Origin of the sequence: Mycobacterium sp., from assembly GCF_035314905.1 — a bacterium.
Taxonomy (GTDB): domain Bacteria; phylum Actinomycetota; class Actinomycetes; order Mycobacteriales; family Mycobacteriaceae; genus Mycobacterium.
This window is the reverse complement of sequence record NZ_DATFYW010000218.1, coordinates 1-21,390: the sequence shown is the minus strand read 5'-3', so window position 1 is coordinate 21,390 and position 21,390 is coordinate 1. Positions and strand designations below refer to the sequence as shown.

Genomic DNA, 21,390 nt, shown 5'->3' with positions numbered 1-21,390 from the left:
GCGTACAGTCTGAGTTGGCTCGTTACATCGACTAAGTATCGGGTGAGGCAGTGTTCCGATCTCGGGATGAACACGGCGGGTGAAAGGGTCGCAATGACGCGTACAGACCACGACAGCTGGGACCTCGCCTCCAGTGTGGGGGCCACGGCGACGATGGTGGCCGCGTCCCGCGCGCTGGCATCGCGCGAGCCGAACCCGCTGATCAGCGATCCGTACGCCCAACCACTGGTGGAGGCGGTTGGCATCGACGCGTTGACGCGCCTGGCACGCGGCGAGCTGGATCCGGCGGCGGTGCACGACGACCCGAAGCGCGCGGCGCGGATGAGCGACCACATCGCGCTCAGGACCAAGTTTTTCGACGACTTCTTCCTCGAGGCGGCTGCGGCGGGGATTCGTCAGGCGGTGATCCTTGCGTCCGGGCTTGACGCACGCGCCTATCGGCTCGCCTGGCCGGCAGGCACCACTGTCTACGAGATCGACCAGCCGCAGGTCATCGAATTCAAGACCCGGACGCTGGCTCGTCTTGGTGCCGAGCCGGCCGCGGACCGCCGGACCGTCGCCACCGACCTGCGCCACGACTGGCCGACGGCCCTCGGAGAGGCGGGGTTCGACCCCGAGCGGGCGAGCGCGTGGAGCGCCGAGGGGCTCCTCGGCTATCTGCCAGCCGAGGCCCAGGACCGGTTGCTCGACAATGTCACCGCGCTGTCTGCCGAAGGCAGCCGGTTCGCCACCGAAACAGTGGTCGACATGAACAAGCGCGACGAGAACGAGATCAGGGAGCGGATGCAACGGATCTCGGCGCGGTGGCGCGACCACGGCTTCGATTTGGACATGACGAGCCTGATGTACTTCGGCGACCGCAACGAGGCGGCGGCGTACCTCAGCACCCACGGCTGGGAGACGGTCGGCGCCAGCAGCAAAGAGCTGGTGAAAAGATACGGCCTGGAACCGCTCGACGACGACACGTTGCCGTTCGGGGACATCGTCTACATCAGCGCCACACTCAGATAAAGGGAACACGATGGTGCGAACCGAAGACGACAGTTGGGACTTGGCGTCGAGTGTCGGCGCGACGGCGACGATGGTCGCCGCCGCCCGTGCGCTGGCGACCAGGGAGCCCGAGCCGCTGATCCACGACCCGTTCGCCGAGCCACTGGTCAAGGCGGTCGGCATCGAGTTTTTCTGCCGCCTGGTCGAAGGCGAGCTCACCGCGTCCGACATCGACGATGACGCCGAGTTCAACATCCAGCGGCTGGTCCACATGATGGCCGTGCGCACGCGCTTCTTCGACGACTTCTTCACCGATGCCGGCGGGGCGGGTATCCGGCAGGCAGTGATCCTGGCCGCCGGGCTGGATTCGCGTCCGTATCGGCTGAACTGGCCCGACGGCACCGCCGTCTACGAAGTGGATATGCCCGACGTGATCGAGTTCAAGACCAGAACGCTGGCCGGCCTGGGCGCGGAGCCGACCGCGCAACGCCGCACCGTGGCGGTCGACCTCCGCGAGGATTGGCCGGCTGCCCTGCGGCGCTGCGGATTCGACGAGGCAGCCCCGACCGCCTGGAGCGCCGAGGGCTTGCTGATGTATCTGCCACCCGACGCTCAGGACCGGCTGTTCGACAACATCACCGCACTCAGCGCACCGGGCAGCCGGCTCGCCACCGAGTACCACCCCGACCCGACCGCACTGATCAGTCCCCGCGTGACGTCGATGACCAGCAAGTGGGGCGAGCACGGGTTCGACGTCGACCTGCAGCAGCTCTGGTACACCGGCGAGCGAAACCATGTCGTGGATTACCTGACCGGCCACGGATGGCAGGTGTCTGCGCAGACCCGCGCCGACCTGTTCGCGGCCGCCGGCCTTCCGCTTCCCGACGGTGAGCTGGGCGCGCCGTTGCGCAACTCGATCGCCGTGAACGCCACCAAGAATTAACGCGACCAGAAAGCCGCGACCAAGAAGCAAAGGATCAAGATGGCCCGGACCGACAACGACACTTGGGATTTGGCGTCCAGCGTGGGCGCGACCGCGACGATGGTGGCCACCCAACGCGCGCTGGCTTCCCGCGAAAAGCTGATCGACGATCCGTTCGCGGAACCGCTGGTCCGCGCGGTCGGCGTCGACTTCTTCACCCGGCTGGTCGACGGGAAGGTCGATCTCGCCGACGTGGATCCGGAATTCAACATGCGCCGCGCAGCCGAGGGAATGGCCGTTCGCACCCGTTTCTTCGACCGGCTGTTCACCGACGCCGCCGCGGCGGGCGTGCGGCAGGCCGTGATCCTGGCCTCGGGGCTGGACGCGCGCGCCTATCGGCTGCCGTGGCCGACCGGAACCGTGGTCTACGAGATCGACCAGCCCGACGTGATCGAGTTCAAGACCAAGACGCTGGCCGGTCTGGGCGCCGAGCCGACCGCCGAGCGTCGGAGTGTTGCGATCGACTTGCGCGATGATTGGCCGAAGGCATTGCTGGACAGCGGCTTTGACCGAACACAGCCGACCGCATGGAGCGCGGAGGGGCTGCTGATCTACCTGCCGCCCCAGGCTCAGGACAAATTGTTCGACAACATCACCGCACTCAGCGCACCGGGAAGTCGGGTGGCCACCGAGCACGTGCCCGACGTTGCCGTCTTCTCCGACGAGCGGTCGCAACGCATTTCGGAACGTCTGAAGCGCTACGGGCACGACATCGAGATGGCCGACCTGGTCTACCACGGCGAGCGCAGCCACGTCATCGAATACCTGGCATCCCACGGTTGGGACGTCTCGACGCAGACGATGGAGGAGGCTTACGCAGCCAACGGCTTTGAGTTCCCCGACGACGAAGCCACCGCCTTGTTCGCCGGCCTGAGCTATGTCAGCGCGGTGCTGAAGTAGCCGCTCAGAACCGATAGTCGCCCAGTAACAGCGAGGTCGACCCGTCCAACGCCGCCGTGGCGGTGTCGAGCGCGTGAGCCACTGACCGGCCGACGAGAGCGCCGACCGCCTCGGGGAGCGAAGCCGCCGCGGGCTGGGACGAGGGCCGTGGCCGTAGCAGTTCCATCAGCGACGATCCGGGGTAGCTGACGATGCGCACCTCTTCGTCTGTGTCCAGACCCGCCAGAATCTTCGCGCGGGTGATCGCGGCCCGCAGGCCCCCGAGCTCGTCGACCAGGCCGCGCTCGAGCGCGTCGGCTCCCGTCCAGACCCGTCCCCGCGCCACCGCGTCGACATCTCCGACGGACATGCCCCGCCCTTCGGCGACGCGCCGCACGAAGTCCTGGTAGAACAGGTCCGCCTCGGCCTCGACCTGCGCGTGCTGTTCGGGAGTAAAAGGTGCGTTCGTCGACCATGCGTCTGCGTTTGCATTGGTGCGCAACGCATCCGAGCCGACACCGAGACGCTCCTTGAGCCCCCGGGCCACCAGCTTGCCGGTCACCACGCCGATCGAGCCGGTGATCGTGCCCGGATTGGCGACGATCGCGTCCGCACCCATCGACACGTAGTAGCCGCCGGAAGCCGCTACCGCGCCCATCGAGACGACGACCGGCGTGCCGTCGTCGCGGGTCCGGGCGACCTCACGCCAGATGGTCTCCGACCCGGTGACCGATCCCCCGGGGCTGTCGACGCGCAGTACCACCGCGGCAACGGCGTCGTCGGCAGCCGCTTCGCGCAGTCCCGCGGCGATCGTGTCGCCGCCGGCGCTGGTGCTGCCCAGCGGCAGCGGCTGGGGGCCGCCTCGCCCGCTGACAATGGGTCCGGCCAGCGTGACGACCGCGATCGTCGGCCTGGCTTTGCGGCCCGGCAGGCGCGGAGTCGGAACGCCGGGACGGGACGAGGTGGCCCTGGCGTAGCGGGCGAGGTATAGCCGCGGCGGCTCGTAGCTCTCTGGCGAATGACCTTCAGCCCCGACGAGTTCAGCGATACGCGCATATGCCTCGTCGCGAAATCCGATCCGGTCGACGAGGCCTCCGCTGACAGCGTCGTCGCGAAGCAGCGGCGCCCGGTCGGCCAGCGCGTCCACCGACGCCGCGTCGAGGTGACGCGACTCGGCGACGGCCTGCCACACCTGACCGTGCAGGCTTTCCAGCAGCCGGGTGTCGGCCTCGCGGTGTGCGTCGGTATAGCTGTCTTGAGTGAAAAGGTTTGCCGCGGACTTGTATTCGCCGCGGGCGACGAACTGCGCTTCGACGCCTGCCTTGTCGAGCGCGCCGCGCAGAAACAACGCGTTCGTTGCGAAGCCGACCAGCCCGACCGTGCCCGACGGCTGCATCCACACCTCACCGAACGCCGACGCGAGGTAGTAGGAAAGCGTGCCGGGGTACGTCTCCGCCCACGCCAGGGATGGCTTGACCGCACTGAACGCGGCAATGGCCTCACGCAACTCCTGTATCGGGCCGGCGGCCGCCGCCGGGATCTGAATCCGGGCGATCAGCCCCGCCACCCGGGGGTCGTCGGCGGCACGGTGGATGGCGGCAACGGCGTCGCGCAGGATCAGGTGCCGGCCGCCGCCCGAGATGATCGCGAACGGGTCGAAGCCGCCGGTTTCCGGCGGGGCCGACAACAGGTCGAGCTCGAGCACGCAGCCGTTCGGCACGCCATGGTGGCGTGCGGTGTCGACGCGGCGCACCAGCGCACGCACGTCGTCGAAGCCCGGGATGCCGGGCGAGAAAGCGAACATGCTTGCGAGCCTACCGATGGCCGGTGACTCCTGCGTCGGCCTACCGTGGTCTGGTGAGGTTTTCGATTTCCATCCCGCAACGTGACGTGGACGGCTTCGACAGCGATGGCGTGCGCTCCTACCTGGCCCGTGCCGAGCAGCTCGGCTTCGACGGGGGCTGGGTCCTTGAACAAGTCGTCGGCCCGGCGCCCTTGATCGCGCCGATGGAGCTACTGGCTTGGGCGGCGGCGTGCACCACTCGTCTACGTCTGGGGGTCGCGGTCATCATCTCGTCGTTGCACGACCCGCTGCAGCTCGCTTCGATCGCAACTGCGGTGGACCGCCTCAGCCACGGGCGGCTTGACTTCGGCGTGGCGCCGGGCGGCGGCTTCCGGCCGTTCCGGGCCTTCGGGGTGGAGAAGGCTACCTTCATCGCGAGCTTCACCGAAGGCCTTCAGCTGATGAAGGCGGCCTGGTCCGACGAGCCCGATGTGACGTTCCATGGCCGATTCCGTGATGTCGAGAACCTTCTGATCCAGCCGAAACCGGTACAGCGTCCGCATCCGCCGATCTGGTTCGGTGGCAGCGCCCCGGCGGCGCTGGCCAGGGCCGAACGACTCGGCGATGCCTTCATGGGCGCGGGTTCTTCCACCAGCGCGAGTTTCGCCGAGGCGGTCCAGAAGCTGCGCCGTGCGCTGGAGGACCAGGGTAAAGACCCCGCCGGGTTCACGATCGGCAAGCGCGTGTACCTGATCGTCGATGACGACCGCGCCCGCGCGCGCGAACGCGTGCTCGCGGGGCTGCACCGGATCTACGGCCAGATGCCCGGCATCGAGGACGTGCCGCTATCGGGCACCCCTGCTGACCTGGTCCGTGGAGTTCGTGAGGTCATCGACGCAGGCGCCGCCACGGTCCTGCTTAATCCGGTCGGCGAGAACGTGGCCGAAGACCGCGAGCAGATGGAACGGCTTGCCGCCGAGGTGATCCCGCAGTTGCAGTGAGGATCAGCTACCTCGCGCAAGCTCCGTGACCGAACCGCCTGCCGCGGTGATCTTCTCGCGTGCGCTGCCACTGAACTTGTGGGCGGTGACGTTGACCTTGGCGGTCAGCTTGCCGTCCCCGAGCACCTTCACCAAAGTGTTCTTGCGGACCGCACCCTTGGCCACCAGGCTGTCGACGCTGACGTCGCCGCCGTCGGGGAACAGCCGGTTGATGTCGCCGACGTTGACGACGGCGTACTCGGTGCGGAACCGGTTGCGGAATCCCTTCAGCTTGGGCAGCCGCATGTGGATCGGCATCTGGCCACCCTCGAAGGTCACCGGCACGCTCTTGCGCGCCTTGGTGCCCTTGGTGCCGCGGCCGGCGGTCTTGCCCTTGGAACCCTCACCACGTCCCACACGGGTGCGTTTGGTCTTCGACCCGGGCGCCGGGCGCAGGTCGTGCAGTTTGATCGTCATTTCTTGCCGCCCTTCGCCTTCGGCGCCTGGCCGCCGGAACTGACCGGCTCGACCTCGACGAGGTGGTTCACCGCCGCGATCAGCCCGCGAACCTGCGGGCTGTCCTCGCGGACAACGGAATGCCGGATCCGGCGCAGGCCCAGCGTGCGCAGGCTCTCGCGCTGCTTCCACCGCGCGCCGATCGTGCTGCGTACTTGGGTGATCTTCAACTCCGCCATCGCTATGCCGTCCCTTCCCGTGGCGCAGAAGCGGCCAGCGAGGCGCTCTCCCTGCGGGCGCGGAGCATGCCGGCCGGGGCGACGTCCTCGATCGGCAGGCCGCGGCGCGCGGCAACTTCCTCGGGACGCTGCAGCAGCTTGAGTGCCGCCACGGTGGCGTGCACCACGTTGATTGCGTTGTCGCTGCCCAGAGACTTGGCCAGAATGTCGTGCACGCCCGCGCATTCCAGCACCGCACGGGCGGCGCCACCGGCGATCACACCGGTTCCGGGGCTGGCCGGACGCAGCAGCACCACGCCCGCTGCGGCCTCACCCTGCACGGGATGGGTGACCGTGCCGCCGATCAGCGGCACCCGGAAGAAGTTCTTGCGGGCTTCCTCCACGCCCTTGGCAATCGCGGCGGGCACTTCCTTCGCCTTGCCGTAGCCGACGCCGACCATGCCGTTGCCGTCGCCGACGATCACCAGCGCGGTGAAGCTGAACCGCCGACCACCCTTGACGACCTTCGACACGCGGTTGATCGCGACCACCCGCTCGAGGTAGTTCGTCTTGTCGCCGCTGTCCCGGCCGCGGCCGTCGCGCCGGCCTCGGCCCTCGCGGGCCTCGGTCCGGCCATCGGCCGTGCCGGATGTCGCGGGCCCACTACCCGATGTCGCCGACCCGGCGGCTCCGGCGGCGCCTGTCGCCTGTTCCGCCATCATGCAATCCTTCCGTTTTCCGTCATCAGAACTTCAGCCCGCTTTCCCGCGCGGCATCGGCCAGCGCTGCGATCCGACCGCCGTAGGTGTAGCCGCCGCGGTCGAACACCACCGTGCCGATGCCCGCGGCTTTCGCGCGCTCGGCGATCAGCTGACCGACCCGCACACTGTGGGCCTTCTTGTCACCCTCGACGGCGCGCACATCAGGTTCGATGGATGACGCGGCCGCCAGGGTGGTGCCGTTGAGGTCGTTGACCAGTTGCACGTGGATGTGTCGCGACGAGCGGTGCACCACCAGACGGGGCCGCTCGCCGGTGCCCGACACCTTCTTGCGCAACCGGGCGTGCCGGCGCGTCCGCGCGATGCGGCGGTCCGCAGAAGCGCTGTGCCGCAAGTGCGTCGAATTCGCCCGTGTCTTCTCTTGTGTCGCAGCCATGTCTACTTACCCGTCTTTCCGACCTTGCGGCGGATCTGCTCGCCTTCGTAGCGCACGCCCTTGCCCTTGTACGGGTCCGGGCGGCGCAACCGGCGGATGTTCGCCGAGATCTGGCCGACTCTTTGTTTGTCGATGCCCGAGACCGAGAACTTGGTCGGGGTCTCCACCGCGAACGTGATGCCCTCGGGTGCCTCGATCACGACCGGGTGGCTGAAGCCCAGCGAGAACTCCAGGTTGGAGCCGCGCAGTTGCACGCGGTAGCCGACGCCGAAGATCTCCATCTTGGTGGTGTAGCCCTGCGTCACACCGGTCACCAGGTTCGACACGAGAGTGCGGGACAGCCCGTGCAACGAGCGGTTGCGTCGTTCGTCGTCGGGCCGGCTGACCACGATCGCGCCGTCGTCGTTGCGTGACACGCTGATCGGCTGGGCCACATCCAACGCCAGGGTGCCCTTGGGGCCCTTCACGGAGACGTTCTGCCCGTCGATCGTCACGTCGACCCCCGCGGGTACCGGGACCGGCTGCTTTCCAATACGCGACATGTCTGCTTCTCCTCACCACACGTAAGCGAGGACTTCGCCGCCCACGCCTTGTCTGGCCGCCTGGCGGTCGGTGAGCAGACCCGACGACGTGGAGATGATCGCCACGCCCAGGCCGCCGAGCACCCGCGGCAGGCTGGTGGACTTCGCGTATACCCGCAGTCCCGGCTTGGACACCCGGCGCAGGCCCGCGATGCTGCGTTCACGGCTCGGGCTGTACTTCAACTGCACGATGAGCTTCTTGCCGACGCGCGCATCCTCGACGTGGTAGTCGGCGATGTAGCCCTCCGACTTGAGGATCTCGGCGATGTTGGCCTTGATCTTGCTGTGCGGCAGTTCCACCTCGTCGTGGAACGCCGAATTGGCGTTGCGCAGACGTGTCAGGAAGTCTGCGATCGGGTCCGTCATCGTCATGACAGCGGTGTCACCTTCCTCGCGGTGGTTCCCACGGCTAGGGCCTTCCGCGCACCTTTCTCTTCGGGGCTATCGGGGTCTCGCAATTACCAGCTGCTCTTCTGAACGATTACCAGCTGCTCTTCTGCACGCCGGGCAGCTCGCCCGCGTGCGCCATCTCGCGCAGGCAGATCCGGCACAGGCCGAACTTGCGGTACACCGCGTGCGGGCGGCCGCACTTGCTGCACCGGGTGTAGGCGCGCACCTTGAACTTCGGCTTGCGCTGCGCCTTGATGATCAGGGCCTTCTTTGCCATGTCTTCAGTTCTCCTTGAACGGGAAGCCGAGTTGCCGCAACAGCGCTCGCCCTTCGTCATCGGTCGTGGCCGAGGTGACGACGGTGATGTCCATGCCCCGCGGCCGATCGATCGAGTCCACGTCGATCTCGTGGAAAACCGACTGCTCGGTCAACCCGAACGTGTAGTTCCCCGCGCCGTCGAATTGCTTGGGCGACAACCCCCGGAAGTCACGGATACGAGGCAGCGCGATCGAGATCAACCGGTCGAGGAACTCCCACATCCGGTCGCCGCGCAACGTCACCCGCGCACCGATCGGCATGCCCTCACGCAGCTTGAACTGGGCGATCGACTTGCGGGCCCGCCGCACCTCCGGCTTCTGACCGGTGATCGCGGCAAGGTCGTTGACGGCGCCGTTGATCAGCTTCGCGTCGCGGGCGGCGTCGCCGACGCCCATGTTGACGACGACTTTGACCACACCCGGGATCTGCATCACGTTGGCGTAGCCGAACTGCGACTGCAGCGAATCGCGGATCTCGTTGCGGTAGCGGAGCTTGAGCCGGGGCTGAACTTTTTCTGCGACTTTTTCTGCGGTAGTCATCAAATGTCCTTGCCGTTGCGGCGGGAAATGCGGACCTTCTTGCCGGTCTGTTCATCGATGCGGTATCCGACGCGGGCCGGCTTGCCGTCGGAGTCGACGATCATCACGTTCGACACGTGGATCGGCGCCTCCTGCGTGACGATGCCGCCGGACTGCGCGCCGCGCTGGTTGGTCGAGATCGGCGTGTGCTTCTTGATCCGGTTGACGCCCTCGACCAGAACCTTGTTCCTGGCGGGGTAGGCCTTCAGGACCTTGCCCTTGGCGCCCTTGTCCTTACCGGAGATGACGAGCACGGTGTCGCCCTTGTGGATCTTCATCTACAGCACCTCCGGGGCCAGCGAAACGATCTTCATGAACCGCTTCTCACGGAGTTCGCGGCCGACGGGACCGAAGATGCGGGTTCCGCGCGGGTCGTTGTCGGGCCGCAGGATCACCGCGGCGTTTTCGTCGAACTTGATGTAACTGCCGTCCGGACGCCTGCGCTCCTTGGCGGTGCGCACCACGACGGCCTTGACCACATCACCGCGCTTTACGTTGCCGCCGGGGATGGCGTCTTTGACCGTCGCCACGATGACATCGCCGATGCCGGCGTAGCGCCGCGACGATCCACCGAGCACCCGGATGCACAGGATTTCCTTGGCGCCCGTGTTGTCGGCGACCTTCAGCCGCGATTCCTGCTGAATCACTACAAGCTCCTCGACGTGGTTCACGTGCGCACGCCAGATACTGCGACGTGCGCGGTCTTTGTCGTCTAAGGGCACGCAGGGCCGACGGCGTCAAACAGCGCTGCCGGCCGAGGTCTGCCCAAGACAACCCCTAGATTCTAGGCGAAGACCTGCCCAGAGCCAAATCTGCGCTGGTCACGCACTTGGGAGGCTACCGATCGGCGACGCAGCGGAACCCGATGTGGGTGGTGGCGCTGTCCTGAGACTGCGGTGACCGCGCCGCCGCGCGGTAGCGGTGGCAGTACTCGGGTGCGCACAGGTGGGAGCCGCCCTTGAGCGTCTGGCTCACCGCCGGATCGGCCGGCTCGATCGGCGCGCAGCACGGCGACGGCTGCGCCTCCCCTGTCCGGTGGTGTGCGGAGAACCGCGTCGCCGTCCACTCCCAGACGTTGCCGATCATGTCGACGAGGCCGAAGCGGTTGGGCGGAAAGGTCCCGACCGGTGAGGTGCCGAACCAGCCGAGCGCGCCGTCGTTGCGGTACGGGAAGCGGCCCTGCCACGTGTTGGCCATCAGGCGCCCGTCGGGGCCGGCCTCGTCGCCCCACGGATACACGGTGGTGGAGCCGGCTTTGGCGGCGTACTCCCATTCGGCCTCCGTCGGCAACCGCCGGCCGGCCCAGCGCGCGTACGCCAGCGCGTCGGGGTAAGCGATCTGCACGACAGGATGGTCCTGCCTGGCGTCGACGTCGCTGCCCGGGCCGAACGGATGCCGCCAGCTCGCGCCGGGCATCCAGTCCCACCACTGGCGCCAGTTTCTCAGGTCGACCGGACCGGCGGTGGGGCGGAACACCAGCGCCCCCGGCTGCAGGTCGGCCTCGGCGACGCCCGGGTACAGCGCGGGATCGAGCGGCTGCTCGGCGACCGTGACATAACGGGTCGCCGAGACGAATTCGGCGAACTGCGCGTTGGTCACCGGATGCCGCTCGATCGCGAAACCGCCGACCGTCACCGTGTGCACCGGCGCCTCTTCGGGATAGAAGCTCGTCGAGCCCATGCGGAACGATCCGCCTTGCACGTCGACGAGCTCGGTCAGCATGCGACCAGGGTAGGCGTGGCAGCCCGGTCAGTCCTTCGCGAAGGCCAGCGCCAGCTCCTTTTCCACATTCTGGTAGGGCTCGCCCGAGACGTCGACGACCACCTGCACGATCGTGCCACCGGTGAACGCGAACGGCGCCTTGTAGGAGCGCGACACCGCCGAACCGGTGTTACGCCCGATGCTCAGGCTCGCCCCGGCCAGCCCGAACGTGCCCGGATGGACCTTCACGTTGGGCAGCGACCCGACGACCTCGTCGTCGATGTGGAGCGTCGCCTCCCCAACCGGTGTGTGACTGCCCTCCACCGTCCCGGCCCGGTCGTAGCGGACGCCGAAGATGTGCTTGCCCAACGGCACCGCGCCGGACGAGGAGACCTTCTGCTCCTCCTCGCCCATGAAGTTGTAGACGTAGTGCAGCCGCCCGTCCTGTACGAACAGGACATGGCCGCCGTGCGCGCCGCCCTGCTTGAACAGCACCCCCTCGGCCCCCGTGGTGTCGACGGTGACCTCGGCCAGCACCGAGAACGACTGGCCGCGAATCTCCACCGCGGCACCGATTCCCACCTCGGCGGTGTTGGGGTAGTACACGAACCTTGACCGCTCGCCGGCGAGGTAGGGGCGCCACCGCGTCATCGTCTCGAGGAGGTTCAGGTCGGCCAGCGGCAACCCGTTGTACTTGCCGGCCTCGCGCAACCACAGCCGTTTCATCTCCTCGAGCTTCTCGGGTTGTTCGGCGGCGACGTCATGGCACTGGCTGCGGTCGGCCTCGATGTGGAACAGCTCCCAGCGGTCCTGGTCGAAGTGCGACCAGCCCGACGGGGTGGCGGCATGGACGGTGTTGGCGAACCAGCCCCTGTGCCAGATCCCGCGGGTGCCGAGCATCTCGTAGAACTGCGTGTCCTTGCCGGTCTCGGCAGCGGCGTCGGCCAGCGCCGCTTTGAAACTGATCCCATCGAGCGGCTTCTGGGGTATGCCCTTCACCGTTTCCGGCGGCGTGATGCCCAGCAGGTCGTACACGGTCGGGGTGATGTCGCAGACGTTGATGTAGTTGTCGCGCACCTCCCCGTGCGCTGCAATCCCTTTCGGCCAGCTGACGATCGCGGTGTCGGCGATTCCCCCCTCATGGGAGGCGTATCGCTTGAACAGCTTGTACGGCGTGTTGAAAGCCATCGCCCAGCCGATCGGATAGTGGTTGTAGGTTTCCGGGCCGCCCAGGTTGTCGTAGAACTTCAGGTTCTCCTCGGCCGTGTCGATGTAGCCGTTGAAGAACTTGACCTCGTTCACCGAGCCGTTCGGGCCCCCTTCGCCGCTCGCCCCGTTGTCGGAGATCACCACGATGATCGTGTTGTCGAGCTGGCCCGACTCCTCGAGATAATCCAGGATCCTGCCCAGCTGGGCGTCGGTGTAGGACAGGAAACCGGCGAACACCTCGGCCATCCGGCAGAACAGCCTCTTCTCTTCGCCTGACAGCGCTTCCCACGGCCGCACAGTGTCCTGGAGCGGCCACGGCTCGCCGTTGGGCCCCTTGACGTCCAGATACGGGTTGACCGGCGAGAGTTCGGTGTCCGGCGGAACGATGCCCATCTTCTTTTGGTTCTCCAGCACGGTCTCGCGGTATTTCTCGTAGCCCATGTCGAAGCGGCCCGCGTACTTGTCGGCCCACTCCTTGAAGACGTGGTGCGGCGCGTGGCCTGCGCCGGGGCAGACGTAGGAGAACCAGGGCTTGTCCGGCGCGATGACCTTCGCGTCGCGGATGAACTCGATCGTCTTGTCGGCGATGTCCTTCGAGAGGTGGTAGCCGTCCTCCGGCGTGCCGGGCGGGGTGACGGGATGGTTGTCGTAGACGAGGTCGGGGTACCACTGGTCGGTTTCGCCGCCCATGAAGCCGTAGAACCGTTCGAACCCGCGCGAGAGGGGCCAGTGCCGTTTGGTCGACGCGAGGTTGGATTCCTCGAGTGGGGTCAGGTGCCACTTGCCGACGCAGTAGGTGTTCCAGCCGCGTTCAGCGAGCACCTCCGACATCAGTGCGGTGTCGAACGGGATGCGGCCGCTGCAGTTGGGGAAGCCGTCGGTGAACTCCTCGATCGTCGCCATGCCAACCGTCGTCGCGTTGCGGCCGGTCAGCAGTGACGCGCGAGTGGGCGAACATAGGGCCGTGGTGTGGAACTGCGTCAGCCGCACACCGCGGTCGGCGATCCGGCGCATGGTCGGCATCTCGACCAGGCCGCCGAAGGAGTCCCAGGTGGCGATGCCGGTGTCGTCCCAGACGATGTAGAGCACGTTGGGCGCACCCTCCGGCGCCGTCGGCGCGGCGTACGGTCCCCAATCCGGTTCGGAATCACGAATGTCCAGCTCGATCTTGCCCCGAAAATCCATCGCCGGCTCCCGTTCTCGTCGTCCGCGCTTGTCCTCAAGGTGACGTGGACGCTACACCCGCCCGTTGGAGGTTGGCTGAGAAGTTCACCACGGCGGCATTACGGCTTCGTGTCGGTGCCACGACCACGCGCGCCGGCCCTGACGACGGAAGCTACTTGGCCTTTTCGAGGATCTCGACCAACCGCCAGCGTTTCGTCGCCGACAGCGGCCGCGTTTCCATCAGCGTCACGCGGTCGCCGATGCCGGCGATGCCGTTCTCGTCGTGCGCCTTGACCTTCTTGGTGGTCCGGATGATCTTGCCGTACAGCGGGTGCTTCACCCGGTCTTCGAGCTCGACCACGATGGTCTTCTGCATCTTGTCGGACACCACGTAGCCGATCGCCGTCTTGCGGCGCCCCCGTGGCTTCTCCACTCGCGGAGTGCGCCTGGGTCCCTTGGTCTTCGGGGCCGCTTCGGTCTTGTCTGCCATCACGAATCCTCACCGCCGGGACCGGAGGCCAGGCCCAGCTCACGCTCGCGCAGCACCGTGTAGACGCGCGCGATCTCGCGGCGCACCGTGCGCAGCCGACGGTTGTTGTCGAGCTGGCCGGTGGCCATCTGGAAGCGCAGGTTGAACAGCTCTTCCTTCGATTCGCGCAGGCGCTCGGTCAGCTCTTGGTCGGTGAGCTCACGCAGTTCGCCGGCCGACACTCCCACTACCATCAGAACTGCTCCTCTCGTGTCACGATGCGTGCCTTGATCGGCAACTTGTGGATCGCACGGGTCAACGCCTCCCGCGCGGTTTGTTCGTTGGGATAGCTCAGCTCGAACAGGATCCGGCCGGGCTTGACGTTGGCCACCCACCACTCGGGCGACCCTTTACCCGAGCCCATGCGGGTCTCGGCCGGCTTCTTGGTCAGCGGACGGTCCGGGAAGATGTTGATCCACACCTTGCCGCCGCGCTTGATGTGCCGGTTGATCGCGATGCGGGCCGACTCGATCTGCCTGTTCGTGATGTAGGCGTGCTCGAGCGCCTGGATGCCGTAGTCACCGAAGCTGACCGTGGTACCGCCGCTGGCGATGCCACGCTGCTTCGGGTGATGTTGCTTGCGGTGCTTGACTTTCCGTGGAATCAGCATGATTCAGCTTTCCGTGCTCTCGGTCTCGGCGGCAGGCGGTGCCTCCGCCGGGGCCGCCTCGACCGCGGCGGGAGCCTCCTCGGACGCGGCACGGCCGGCCTCGGTGCTGGTCGCGGTGGTCCCCGACGCGCCGCTGCGGCGGGGCCGGGTGCCCGACGGACGCTCGCGGCGCGGACGCTCCGCGCCGGATGGGGCGGCGGCGATCTGCTCGCGCTTGCCGCCGACGATGTCGCCCTTGTAGATCCACACCTTCACGCCGATGCGGCCGAACGTGGTCTTGGCTTCATAGAGGCCGTAGTCGATGTCGGCGCGCAGCGTGTGCAGCGGCACACGCCCTTCGCGATAGAACTCCGAGCGGCTCATCTCCGCGCCGCCGAGGCGGCCCGAGCATTGCACCCGGATACCCTTCACGTTGGGTTGGCGCATCGCCGACTGGATGGCCTTGCGCATCGCGCGGCGGAACGCAACGCGGTTGCTCAGCTGCTCGGCGACGCCCTGCGCCACCAACTGAGCTTGCGATTCGGGATTTTTGACCTCGAGGATGTTGAGCTGCACCTGCTTGCCGGTCAACTTCTCGAGGTCCGCGCGGATCCGGTCGGCTTCGGTACCGCGTCGGCCGATCACGATTCCCGGCCGCGCCGTGTGGATGTCGACGCGGACCCGATCGCGGGTGCGCTCGATCTCCACGTCGGCGATGCCGGCGCGCTCGAGACCGGTGGCAAGCAGCCGGCGGATCGCGACATCTTCCTTGATGTAGTCCTTGTACTGCTTGTCCGCGTACCACCGGGACTTCCAGTCGGTGGTGATACCGAGCCGGAAGCCGTGCGGGTTGATCTTCTGGCCCACTACTGCGAGCCTCCCTTCGCCTCTTCTGAAGTCTGTTCGGGCGCCGCCTTCTTCGCGGCCGGTGCCTTTTTCGCGGGGGCCTTCGTTGCCGCTTTCTCGGCGGGCGCCTGCTTCGCTGGCGCCTTCTTCGCTGGCGCCTTCTTCGCGGGGGGGCTTTCGGCAGACGCCTTCGCGACGCCGGCCGCCTTGCTCCCCTGCGCGCGCCGGGCCCGCGTGGTGCTGGCCGACTGGCCGGACCGCTCGCTGAGGCGCGGGCGGCTCTCCACGACGACCGTGATATGGCTTGTCCGCCGGCGGATCCGGAACGCACGCCCCTGCGCGCGCGGGCGGATGCGCTTGAACGTCGGCCCTTCGTCGGCATACACGGTCGCGACCACCAGGGTGGCCGGATCCAGCCTGTTGTTGTTCTGCGCGTTGGCCGCAGCGCTCGCGATCACCTTCGCGACCGGCTCGCTGGCCGCCTGCGGGGCCCACCGCAGGATGTCGAGCGCCTCGGACACCGGCTTGCCGCGCACCAGGTCGATCACCCGGCGCGCCTTGGTCGCCGACACCCGCACGAAGCGGGCCTTCGCGACCGCGGACGGAAATTCGGTGCTGGTCATCGGCGCTTACTCTTCCGGTCGTCCTTGATGTGGCCCTTGAACGTCCGCGTGGGCGCGAATTCGCCGAGCTTGTGCCCGACCATCGCCTCCGTGACGAACACCGGAACGTGCTTGCGGCCGTCGTGCACCGCGAAGGTGTGCCCGATGAAGTCGGGGATGATGGTCGACCGGCGCGACCAGGTCTTGATGACCTGCTTCGTGTTCTTCTCGTTCTGCGCGTCGACCTTCTTGAGCAGATGGTCGTCGACGAACGGACCTTTCTTCAGGCTGCGTGGCATCGCTGGCTACTCCTCGACTTCCTAGCGGTGCTTCTTGCCGGTGCGCCGGCGTCGGACGATGAGTTTGTCGCTCGGCTTGTGCGCCTTGCGGCTGCGGCCCTCCGGCTTACCCCAGGGGCTCACCGGGTGACGGCCACCCGAGGTCTTGCCCTCGCCGCCGCCGTGCGGGTGGTCCACCGGGTTCATCACGACACCGCGCACGGTGGGACGCTTGCCCTTCCACCGCATCCGGCCCGCCTTGCCCCAGTTGATGTTGGCCTGCTCGGCGTTGCCGACCTCGCCGACGGTCGCACGGCAGCGCACGTCCACACGGCGGATCTCGCCGCTCGGCATGCGCAGCGACGCGTAGCTGCCCTCCTTGCCCAGCAGCTGGATGTGCGCCCCGGCCGAACGCGCGAGTTTGGCGCCCCCGCCCGGGCGCAGCTCGACGGCGTGGATGAACGTGCCCGCCGGGATGTTGCGCAGCGGCAAGTTGTTACCGGGTTTGATGTCGGCGTTCGGACCCGACTCCACCATGTCTCCCTGACTCAATCCTTCAGGGGCGATGATGTAGCGCTTTTCGCCGTCGAGATAATGCAGCAACGCGATGCGCGCGGTGCGGTTGGGGTCGTACTCGATGTGGGCCACCTTGGCGTTCACGCCGTCCTTGTCGTGGCGGCGGAAATCGATGATCCGGTAGGCCCGCTTGTGCCCGCCCCCCTTGTGGCGGGTAGTGATGCGCCCATGCGCGTTTCGGCCGCCGCGGCCGTGCAGCGGACGCACCAGCGACTTCTCCGGCTCCGAGCGGGTGATCTCGGCGAAGTCGGAGACGCTGGCGCCGCGGCGACCGGGGGTCGTCGGCTTGTACTTGCGAATTCCCATGTCTCTTTGAACCCTTGAGTCTCTCAGTGTCTGCCTGTTAGCCCGGTGCTCCGAAAAGGTCGATCGGCTTACTGCCGGGCGCCAGGGTCACGATCGCGCGCTTGGTGTCCTTGCGCTTGCCGTACCCCGAGCGCGTCCTTTTGCGCTTGCCCGGCCGGTTGGCGGTGTTGACCGAGTCGACCTTCACGTTGAAGATCTTTTCGATCGCGATCTTGATCTGTGTCTTGTTCGAGTCCGGGTGAACGATGAACGTGTAGACGTTGTCCTCGATCAGGCCGTACGACTTCTCCGAAATCACCGGCGCGAGGATGATGTCGCGGGGATCAGTCACGGTCGCCATCAGGCCGGAACCTCCTGCTGCTTGGTGTTGGCGCTGATGTAGGCGTTGAGCGCCTCCACGCTGAACACCACGTCGTCGGAACGCAGCACGTCATGGGTGTTGAGCTGGTCGGGCGAGAGCACATGCACACCGGGCAGATTGCGCACGCTCCTGGCGCCGGTCTCGTCGGTGCGGCCGATCACGATCAGCACCTGCTTCCGCTCGGTCAGCGACGCGAGAAACGCCTTGGCGCTCTTGGTCGACGGCGTCTGTCCCGACACCAGCTCGGTAACCGCGTGGATCCGGCCGTTGCGCGCCCGGTCCGACAGCGCACCGCGCAGCGCGGCGGCGATCATCTTCTTCGGTGTCCGCTGGCTGTAGTCGCGCGGCTTCGGGCCGTGCACAACGCCACCGCCGGTGAACTGCGGGGCCCGGATCGAGCCCTGCCGGGCGCGGCCGGTGCCTTTCTGCCGGTATGGCTTCTTTCCGCCGCCGCGCACCTCGCCGCGCGTCTTGGTCGAGTGGGTGCCCTGCCGGGCCGCCGCCTGCTGCGCGGTCACCACCTGGTGCATCAGCGCGATGTTGGCTGGGGCGTCGAACAACTCGGGCGGCAGCTCGACTGAGCCTTTGGTCGCTCCGTCCGGTGTCTTCACGTCGATCTTCAGCGCCGCCATCACATCTCACCTCGTTTGATCGCGCTGCGAACCATCACGAGACCACCCCGGCGTCCGGGAATGGCGCCCTTGATCAGCAGCACGCCGTTTTCCGCGTCCACCTTGTGCACCAGCAGGTTCTGCGTCGTCACGCGGTCGTTGCCCATCCGGCCCGCCATCCGGGTGCCCTTGAAGACCCGGCCGGGGGTGGCGCAGCCGCCGATGGAACCCGGCCGGCGGTGGACCGCCTGCGCGCCGTGGCTTGCGCCCTGGCCGCGAAAGCCGTGGCGTTTCATCGTGCCGGCGGTTCCCTTCCCCTTCGAGGTACCGGTCACGTCGACATAGCTGCCGTCAGTGAAGATCTCGGCGGTGAGTTCCTGACCCACCTCGTATTCCGCGGCCGCCTCCGCGTTGTCCAGACGCAGCTCCGCAAGATGCCGGCGCGGGTTCACGCCCGCGGCGGCGTACTGGCCCGACAGTGGCTTGTTCACCTTGCGCGGGCTGATTTCGCCGTAGGCCAACTGCACGGCGCTGTAGCCGTCGTGCTCGGGTGTGCGGATCCGCGTCACGACATTGGGCCCGGCCTTCACCACCGTCACCGGCACGACCCGGTTGTTTTCGTCAAACACCTGAGTCATGCCGAGCTTGGTGCCCAGAATGCCGCGCCGCGGTGCGGCGGATTTCCCTTGGCTCGCCATTTCTGTGGTGTCTCCTACTGAATGTTCACGTCGACGCTGGCGGGCAGGTCGATACGCATCAGCGCATCAACCGTCTTCGGCGTCGGGTCGAGGATGTCGATCAGCCGCTTGTGGGTCCGCATCTCGAAGTGCTCGCGCGAGTCCTTGTACTTGTGCGGCGAGCGGATGACGCAGTACACGTTCTTTTCGGTGGGCAGCGGCACAGGGCCAACCACGCTGGCGCCGGTACGAGTGACCGTCTCGACGATCTTGCGCGCCGAGGCGTCGATCGCCTCATGGTCGTAGGCCTTGAGCCTGATGCGGATCTTCTGTCCCGCCACGCTTCTCCTACCTCACTCCTGCTCGGTCTTGGGTCCTCCGGCGTGGTAGACGCCGGCGTGCCGCCACTGTTTACCTGTCCTGGTTCACCGATCCCCGCGGTCGGGTGTGTCGCCCGAACGCAGCCTCGCCCGCGCCAGAAATTCCGTCGCGACTCGAAGGTGGGACCGGATGCGCCCGTTCGGGCGCCGGTCGTATGCCCGGCCCGACACGCCCAGAAAGGGCCCATCCGGCGCAAGGCAACCTGAACAGTATGCCTTAGATCGGCCTGCGCAGCCAAATCCCTCTTCACCAAGGTCAGCGCCACGCGAAGCACGCGTACTTACTCAAAAGTAGGATACCGCGCACGCGTGTTCGACCGGGCCGCACCGAAGTGGTGCGCGCCGACATCACCACCTGGGCGATGCCTGTCCGCACCGCGAGGCTAGCGGGGCGGCAGCGGCACCGAAACCCAGAACGCGCACTGGTGGTCCTCGTCGTAGTCGGTGAACGTGTGCACCTCGGGCGTCTGCAGCGACATCCTCGGCCCGTCGGCAATGTTGCTGCCGAGCGCAGGCCAGGGCTGCTGGCCGTCGACCTGCGGCGCGCCGGTGACCACGAATCGTGCCCAGTAGCCGATCATCTCGTCGGACAGCCGTTGCTGTGCGGGATCCAGCGGCGGCGCGCCGGCGATGTCGAACAGGTAGCGCAACTCGAGCGAGTGACTTGCGCCCACCGGGAACGGCACGTTGCGCAACGGCTCCGGCGCGGGGGCACTGCGGTCGTTGAATTCATATCCGTACACCGGCGCCGCGTGTGTCAGCGAGCCGGCTATTCGATCGGTGGGGCATGCGAACTCGCCGTCGGTGACCGCGGCCGAGTAGGCCAGCGCGGCATTTCCGCCGTACCGGCTTATCGGATATCGCACGGCGATCTGGGTGCCCGCCGGCCCGAACGTGTCGGTCAGCACCGCGGGATAATCCGGTAACCGCCCGAGTTTCATGTATTGCGACGCGACGAACAGCGTGAACTCGTCATGGGTCGTACCGATCAACACCGGAACCCTGGCGACACGGCCCTGCGCGGCCGCGGTGGTCGGGTCCACCGGCAGCAGCGGCGTGCCGGTCACCGGGCCCGTCAAGCCGTCGGTGCCGACGTGGTAGTAAAAGGGCGGGCTGTCCAGCTTGTCGGCGGGCAGCGCGCGGAGGCAGTCCGCCGCGGTGCGCGGATCGCCGCAGCCGACCGAGGCGGCGTAGTCCAGGCTGACCCGCTGGGCGGTGGGCAGGTCGGCCTGCGCCTGGCATGGCCCGCTTTGGATGATCGCCGCCCGGAACAGCCCCGCCGAGCCGGGGGAGGCGAGGTGGTCGCACACCGACATCGCCCCGGCCGACTCCCCGGCGATCGTCACCTTGCCGGGGTCACCGCCGAAGTCGGCGATGTTGTCGTGCACCCACCGAAGTGCGGCCTGCTGGTCGGCCAGTCCGTAGTTTCCGGCCCGCCCGTCGGGTGCCAGCGACGGATGCGCCAGGAAGCCCAGCGTGCCGAGGCGGTAGTTGATCGTGACGACGATGATGTCACCGCGGTCGGCCAGCCATCGCGCGTCGTAGATGTCGCTGCTGCCGTTGATGAATGCGCCGCCGTGAATCCACACCATCACCGGCAGCGGCCCGGTGGCGGGGCGGTTGGGCGTCCAGACGTTGAGCGTCAGACAGTCCTCGCTCACCGCGCGACCGAAGTCCGGGTCATTTTGGGTTTCTTGCATGCACCGCGGGCCGAACTTGGACGCGTCGTGCACGCCCTGCCACGGCAAAGGTGGGGCGGGTGGCTGAAATCGCAGTGCTCCCACCGGCGGCGCGGCGTATGGGACGCCGGCGAACAGCAGGTGATCCGCGGCGAACGCGCCCCGCAATGTGCCGGACGTCGTGTTCACAAGGGTGGGGTCGGCCGACCGGGTTCCGATGGCGCTGGGCGGCGCCTCGGTGCCGCCGCGACCACACGCCGCCAGCAACGCGACCACCGCGATGATGGCCGCGACGCGTCGACGGCATCCGGTCTGCACAACGACCGAGGGTACGGGCAAAGAACAGTTCGGTCGTCCCACTGGCCCGGGGCTGATCATCGCGGTCGCGGTCGCCCTGATCGCAGCGTGGTCACCCGGACGCGACGGACGCCCATTGCGTTGGGTCCGCCGGCTGACGTCTTCGCGCCGCCCGTCATCCGGCGACGACGAACTCGGCGGCCCTGTGCGCCAGCATGACGATGCTGGCGTGCGGACCACGGCTGGTGATGGCCGGCAACACCGACCCGTCGACC

The 21,390-nt window shown here is 67.4% G+C and carries 30 protein-coding genes; 4 read left to right on the top strand and 26 right to left on the bottom strand.

The genetic code is table 11. The features are described 5' to 3' along the window. Positions 1–93: 93 nt before the first annotated feature. Genes VKG81_RS19290 through VKG81_RS19280 form a run of 3 tightly spaced genes read left to right on the top strand, consistent with a single transcriptional unit; the run spans position 94 to position 2,872 of the window. Positions 94–1,011 carry a class I SAM-dependent methyltransferase gene (locus VKG81_RS19290; RefSeq protein ID WP_324398339.1) on the top strand — a complete coding sequence of 306 codons (918 nt, stop codon included), beginning with the start codon at positions 94–96 and terminating at the stop codon, positions 1,009–1,011. Between the two features lie 10 nt (positions 1,012–1,021). After that, positions 1,022–1,933, top strand: a complete 912-nt coding sequence (locus VKG81_RS19285) for a class I SAM-dependent methyltransferase (protein ID WP_324398338.1) — start codon at positions 1,022–1,024, stop codon at positions 1,931–1,933. Positions 1,934–1,972: 39 nt separating this feature from the next. Continuing rightward, on the top strand, positions 1,973–2,872 hold the full coding sequence (locus VKG81_RS19280) for a class I SAM-dependent methyltransferase (RefSeq protein WP_324398337.1): 900 nt from the start codon (positions 1,973–1,975) through the stop codon (positions 2,870–2,872). A gap of 4 nt (positions 2,873–2,876) precedes the next feature. On the opposite strand, the gene sppA is transcribed toward VKG81_RS19280, so the two are convergent. Next, complete coding sequence (sppA, locus tag VKG81_RS19275) at positions 2,877–4,655, bottom strand: signal peptide peptidase SppA (RefSeq protein ID WP_324398336.1); 1,779 nt, start codon at positions 4,653–4,655, stop codon at positions 2,877–2,879. Positions 4,656–4,708: 53 nt separating this feature from the next. Here sppA and VKG81_RS19270 point away from each other — a divergent pair, with 53 nt between their 5' ends. Further along, complete coding sequence (locus tag VKG81_RS19270; protein ID WP_324398335.1) at positions 4,709–5,635, top strand: LLM class flavin-dependent oxidoreductase; 927 nt, start codon at positions 4,709–4,711, stop codon at positions 5,633–5,635. 3 nt (positions 5,636–5,638) lie between these two features. On the opposite strand, the gene rplO is transcribed toward VKG81_RS19270, so the two are convergent. The 25 genes from rplO to VKG81_RS19145 all read right to left on the bottom strand — a co-directional run. Then, on the bottom strand, positions 5,639–6,091 hold the full coding sequence (gene rplO, locus VKG81_RS19265) for a 50S ribosomal protein L15 (protein WP_324398334.1): 453 nt from the start codon (positions 6,089–6,091) through the stop codon (positions 5,639–5,641). After that, positions 6,088–6,309, bottom strand: coding sequence for a 50S ribosomal protein L30 (gene rpmD / locus VKG81_RS19260; protein ID WP_324398333.1), 222 nt, complete (start codon positions 6,307–6,309; stop codon positions 6,088–6,090). The genes rplO and rpmD overlap by 4 nt, the downstream gene beginning before the upstream one ends. Before the next feature lie 2 nt (positions 6,310–6,311). Then, the gene (gene rpsE, locus VKG81_RS19255) at positions 6,312–7,007 is read right to left on the bottom strand and encodes a 30S ribosomal protein S5 (RefSeq protein ID WP_414685329.1); all 696 of its coding nucleotides are present in this window, start codon (positions 7,005–7,007) and stop codon (positions 6,312–6,314) included. A 25-nt stretch (positions 7,008–7,032) separates the two neighbouring features. Next, positions 7,033–7,401, bottom strand: a complete 369-nt coding sequence (gene rplR / locus VKG81_RS19250; RefSeq protein WP_324398347.1) for a 50S ribosomal protein L18 — start codon at positions 7,399–7,401, stop codon at positions 7,033–7,035. Between the two features lie 44 nt (positions 7,402–7,445). Continuing rightward, positions 7,446–7,985, bottom strand: coding sequence for a 50S ribosomal protein L6 (gene rplF / locus VKG81_RS19245; protein WP_324398331.1), 540 nt, complete (start codon positions 7,983–7,985; stop codon positions 7,446–7,448). A 12-nt stretch (positions 7,986–7,997) separates the two neighbouring features. After that, the gene (gene rpsH, locus VKG81_RS19240; protein WP_324398330.1) at positions 7,998–8,396 is read right to left on the bottom strand and encodes a 30S ribosomal protein S8; all 399 of its coding nucleotides are present in this window, start codon (positions 8,394–8,396) and stop codon (positions 7,998–8,000) included. 109 nt (positions 8,397–8,505) lie between these two features. Further along, positions 8,506–8,691, bottom strand: coding sequence for a type Z 30S ribosomal protein S14 (locus VKG81_RS19235; RefSeq protein WP_324398329.1), 186 nt, complete (start codon positions 8,689–8,691; stop codon positions 8,506–8,508). Positions 8,692–8,695: 4 nt separating this feature from the next. Continuing rightward, positions 8,696–9,271, bottom strand: coding sequence for a 50S ribosomal protein L5 (rplE, locus tag VKG81_RS19230; protein ID WP_324398328.1), 576 nt, complete (start codon positions 9,269–9,271; stop codon positions 8,696–8,698). After that, positions 9,271–9,588, bottom strand: a complete 318-nt coding sequence (gene rplX, locus VKG81_RS19225) for a 50S ribosomal protein L24 (RefSeq protein WP_324398327.1) — start codon at positions 9,586–9,588, stop codon at positions 9,271–9,273. Before rplX ends, rplE begins: the two co-directional genes overlap by 1 nt. Next, the gene (gene rplN / locus VKG81_RS19220) at positions 9,589–9,957 is read right to left on the bottom strand and encodes a 50S ribosomal protein L14 (RefSeq protein ID WP_324398326.1); all 369 of its coding nucleotides are present in this window, start codon (positions 9,955–9,957) and stop codon (positions 9,589–9,591) included. A gap of 190 nt (positions 9,958–10,147) precedes the next feature. Then, positions 10,148–11,032: a formylglycine-generating enzyme family protein gene (locus VKG81_RS19215; protein WP_324398325.1), complete on the bottom strand. Its 885-nt coding sequence runs from the start codon at positions 11,030–11,032 to the stop codon at positions 10,148–10,150. A 27-nt stretch (positions 11,033–11,059) separates the two neighbouring features. Next, the gene (locus VKG81_RS19210; RefSeq protein ID WP_324398324.1) at positions 11,060–13,405 is read right to left on the bottom strand and encodes an arylsulfatase; all 2,346 of its coding nucleotides are present in this window, start codon (positions 13,403–13,405) and stop codon (positions 11,060–11,062) included. Positions 13,406–13,556: 151 nt separating this feature from the next. After that, complete coding sequence (gene rpsQ, locus VKG81_RS19205) at positions 13,557–13,874, bottom strand: 30S ribosomal protein S17 (RefSeq protein WP_324398323.1); 318 nt, start codon at positions 13,872–13,874, stop codon at positions 13,557–13,559. Beyond that, positions 13,874–14,107: a 50S ribosomal protein L29 gene (gene rpmC, locus VKG81_RS19200; protein WP_324398322.1), complete on the bottom strand. Its 234-nt coding sequence runs from the start codon at positions 14,105–14,107 to the stop codon at positions 13,874–13,876. Before rpmC ends, rpsQ begins: the two co-directional genes overlap by 1 nt. Beyond that, a complete protein-coding gene (rplP, locus tag VKG81_RS19195) occupies positions 14,107–14,523 on the bottom strand; it encodes a 50S ribosomal protein L16 (protein WP_324398321.1) in 417 nt (138 codons plus the stop codon). Before rplP ends, rpmC begins: the two co-directional genes overlap by 1 nt. 3 nt (positions 14,524–14,526) lie before the next feature. After that, complete coding sequence (gene rpsC / locus VKG81_RS19190) at positions 14,527–15,369, bottom strand: 30S ribosomal protein S3 (protein ID WP_324398320.1); 843 nt, start codon at positions 15,367–15,369, stop codon at positions 14,527–14,529. Further along, positions 15,369–15,971: a 50S ribosomal protein L22 gene (rplV, locus tag VKG81_RS19185; protein WP_324398319.1), complete on the bottom strand. Its 603-nt coding sequence runs from the start codon at positions 15,969–15,971 to the stop codon at positions 15,369–15,371. The genes rpsC and rplV overlap by 1 nt, the downstream gene beginning before the upstream one ends. Then, positions 15,968–16,249, bottom strand: coding sequence for a 30S ribosomal protein S19 (gene rpsS, locus VKG81_RS19180; RefSeq protein ID WP_003925848.1), 282 nt, complete (start codon positions 16,247–16,249; stop codon positions 15,968–15,970). The genes rplV and rpsS overlap by 4 nt, the downstream gene beginning before the upstream one ends. A gap of 21 nt (positions 16,250–16,270) precedes the next feature. After that, complete coding sequence (rplB, locus tag VKG81_RS19175; protein WP_324398318.1) at positions 16,271–17,110, bottom strand: 50S ribosomal protein L2; 840 nt, start codon at positions 17,108–17,110, stop codon at positions 16,271–16,273. 37 nt (positions 17,111–17,147) lie between these two features. After that, entirely contained in the window at positions 17,148–17,450 is a 303-nt protein-coding gene (gene rplW, locus VKG81_RS19170; RefSeq protein WP_324398317.1) for a 50S ribosomal protein L23, read from the bottom strand. Then, positions 17,450–18,103: a 50S ribosomal protein L4 gene (gene rplD, locus VKG81_RS19165; RefSeq protein ID WP_324398316.1), complete on the bottom strand. Its 654-nt coding sequence runs from the start codon at positions 18,101–18,103 to the stop codon at positions 17,450–17,452. Before rplD ends, rplW begins: the two co-directional genes overlap by 1 nt. Beyond that, positions 18,103–18,780, bottom strand: a complete 678-nt coding sequence (rplC, locus tag VKG81_RS19160; protein WP_324398315.1) for a 50S ribosomal protein L3 — start codon at positions 18,778–18,780, stop codon at positions 18,103–18,105. Before rplC ends, rplD begins: the two co-directional genes overlap by 1 nt. A gap of 14 nt (positions 18,781–18,794) precedes the next feature. Beyond that, positions 18,795–19,100, bottom strand: a complete 306-nt coding sequence (gene rpsJ / locus VKG81_RS19155) for a 30S ribosomal protein S10 (RefSeq protein WP_003883485.1) — start codon at positions 19,098–19,100, stop codon at positions 18,795–18,797. Between the two features lie 422 nt (positions 19,101–19,522). Next, the gene (locus VKG81_RS19150) at positions 19,523–21,136 is read right to left on the bottom strand and encodes a carboxylesterase/lipase family protein (RefSeq protein WP_414685328.1); all 1,614 of its coding nucleotides are present in this window, start codon (positions 21,134–21,136) and stop codon (positions 19,523–19,525) included. 154 nt (positions 21,137–21,290) lie between these two features. Further along, on the bottom strand, positions 21,291–21,390 hold a 100-nt coding region (locus tag VKG81_RS19145), incomplete at its 5' end, for a hypothetical protein (protein ID WP_324398346.1).

Bases quoted from the DNA above. Each gene is read 5' to 3' on its own strand.
- VKG81_RS19290 (WP_324398339.1), top strand. From the start codon at position 94: ATGACGCGTACAGACCACGACAGCTGGGACCTCGCCTCCAGTGTGGGG.
- VKG81_RS19285 (WP_324398338.1), top strand. From the start codon at position 1,022: ATGGTGCGAACCGAAGACGACAGTTGGGACTTGGCGTCGAGTGTCGGC.
- VKG81_RS19280 (WP_324398337.1), top strand. From the start codon at position 1,973: ATGGCCCGGACCGACAACGACACTTGGGATTTGGCGTCCAGCGTGGGC.
- sppA (WP_324398336.1), bottom strand. From the start codon at position 4,655: ATGTTCGCTTTCTCGCCCGGCATCCCGGGCTTCGACGACGTGCGTGCG.
- rplO (WP_324398334.1), bottom strand. From the start codon at position 6,091: ATGACGATCAAACTGCACGACCTGCGCCCGGCGCCCGGGTCGAAGACC.
- rpmD (WP_324398333.1), bottom strand. From the start codon at position 6,309: ATGGCGGAGTTGAAGATCACCCAAGTACGCAGCACGATCGGCGCGCGG.
- rpsE (WP_414685329.1), bottom strand. From the start codon at position 7,007: ATGGCGGAACAGGCGACAGGCGCCGCCGGAGCCGCCGGGTCGGCGACA.
- rplF (WP_324398331.1), bottom strand. From the start codon at position 7,985: ATGTCGCGTATTGGAAAGCAGCCGGTCCCGGTACCCGCGGGGGTCGAC.
- rpsH (WP_324398330.1), bottom strand. From the start codon at position 8,396: ATGACGATGACGGACCCGATCGCAGACTTCCTGACACGTCTGCGCAAC.
- VKG81_RS19235 (WP_324398329.1), bottom strand. From the start codon at position 8,691: ATGGCAAAGAAGGCCCTGATCATCAAGGCGCAGCGCAAGCCGAAGTTC.
- rplE (WP_324398328.1), bottom strand. From the start codon at position 9,271: ATGACTACCGCAGAAAAAGTCGCAGAAAAAGTTCAGCCCCGGCTCAAG.
- rplX (WP_324398327.1), bottom strand. From the start codon at position 9,588: ATGAAGATCCACAAGGGCGACACCGTGCTCGTCATCTCCGGTAAGGAC.
- VKG81_RS19215 (WP_324398325.1), bottom strand. From the start codon at position 11,032: ATGCTGACCGAGCTCGTCGACGTGCAAGGCGGATCGTTCCGCATGGGC.
- VKG81_RS19210 (WP_324398324.1), bottom strand. From the start codon at position 13,405: ATGGATTTTCGGGGCAAGATCGAGCTGGACATTCGTGATTCCGAACCG.
- rpsQ (WP_324398323.1), bottom strand. From the start codon at position 13,874: ATGGCAGACAAGACCGAAGCGGCCCCGAAGACCAAGGGACCCAGGCGC.
- rpmC (WP_324398322.1), bottom strand. From the start codon at position 14,107: ATGGTAGTGGGAGTGTCGGCCGGCGAACTGCGTGAGCTCACCGACCAA.
- rplP (WP_324398321.1), bottom strand. From the start codon at position 14,523: ATGCTGATTCCACGGAAAGTCAAGCACCGCAAGCAACATCACCCGAAG.
- rplV (WP_324398319.1), bottom strand. From the start codon at position 15,971: ATGACCAGCACCGAATTTCCGTCCGCGGTCGCGAAGGCCCGCTTCGTG.
- rpsS (WP_003925848.1), bottom strand. From the start codon at position 16,249: ATGCCACGCAGCCTGAAGAAAGGTCCGTTCGTCGACGACCATCTGCTC.
- rplB (WP_324398318.1), bottom strand. From the start codon at position 17,110: ATGGGAATTCGCAAGTACAAGCCGACGACCCCCGGTCGCCGCGGCGCC.
- rplW (WP_324398317.1), bottom strand. From the start codon at position 17,450: ATGGCGACCGTGACTGATCCCCGCGACATCATCCTCGCGCCGGTGATT.
- rplD (WP_324398316.1), bottom strand. From the start codon at position 18,103: ATGGCGGCGCTGAAGATCGACGTGAAGACACCGGACGGAGCGACCAAA.
- rplC (WP_324398315.1), bottom strand. From the start codon at position 18,780: ATGGCGAGCCAAGGGAAATCCGCCGCACCGCGGCGCGGCATTCTGGGC.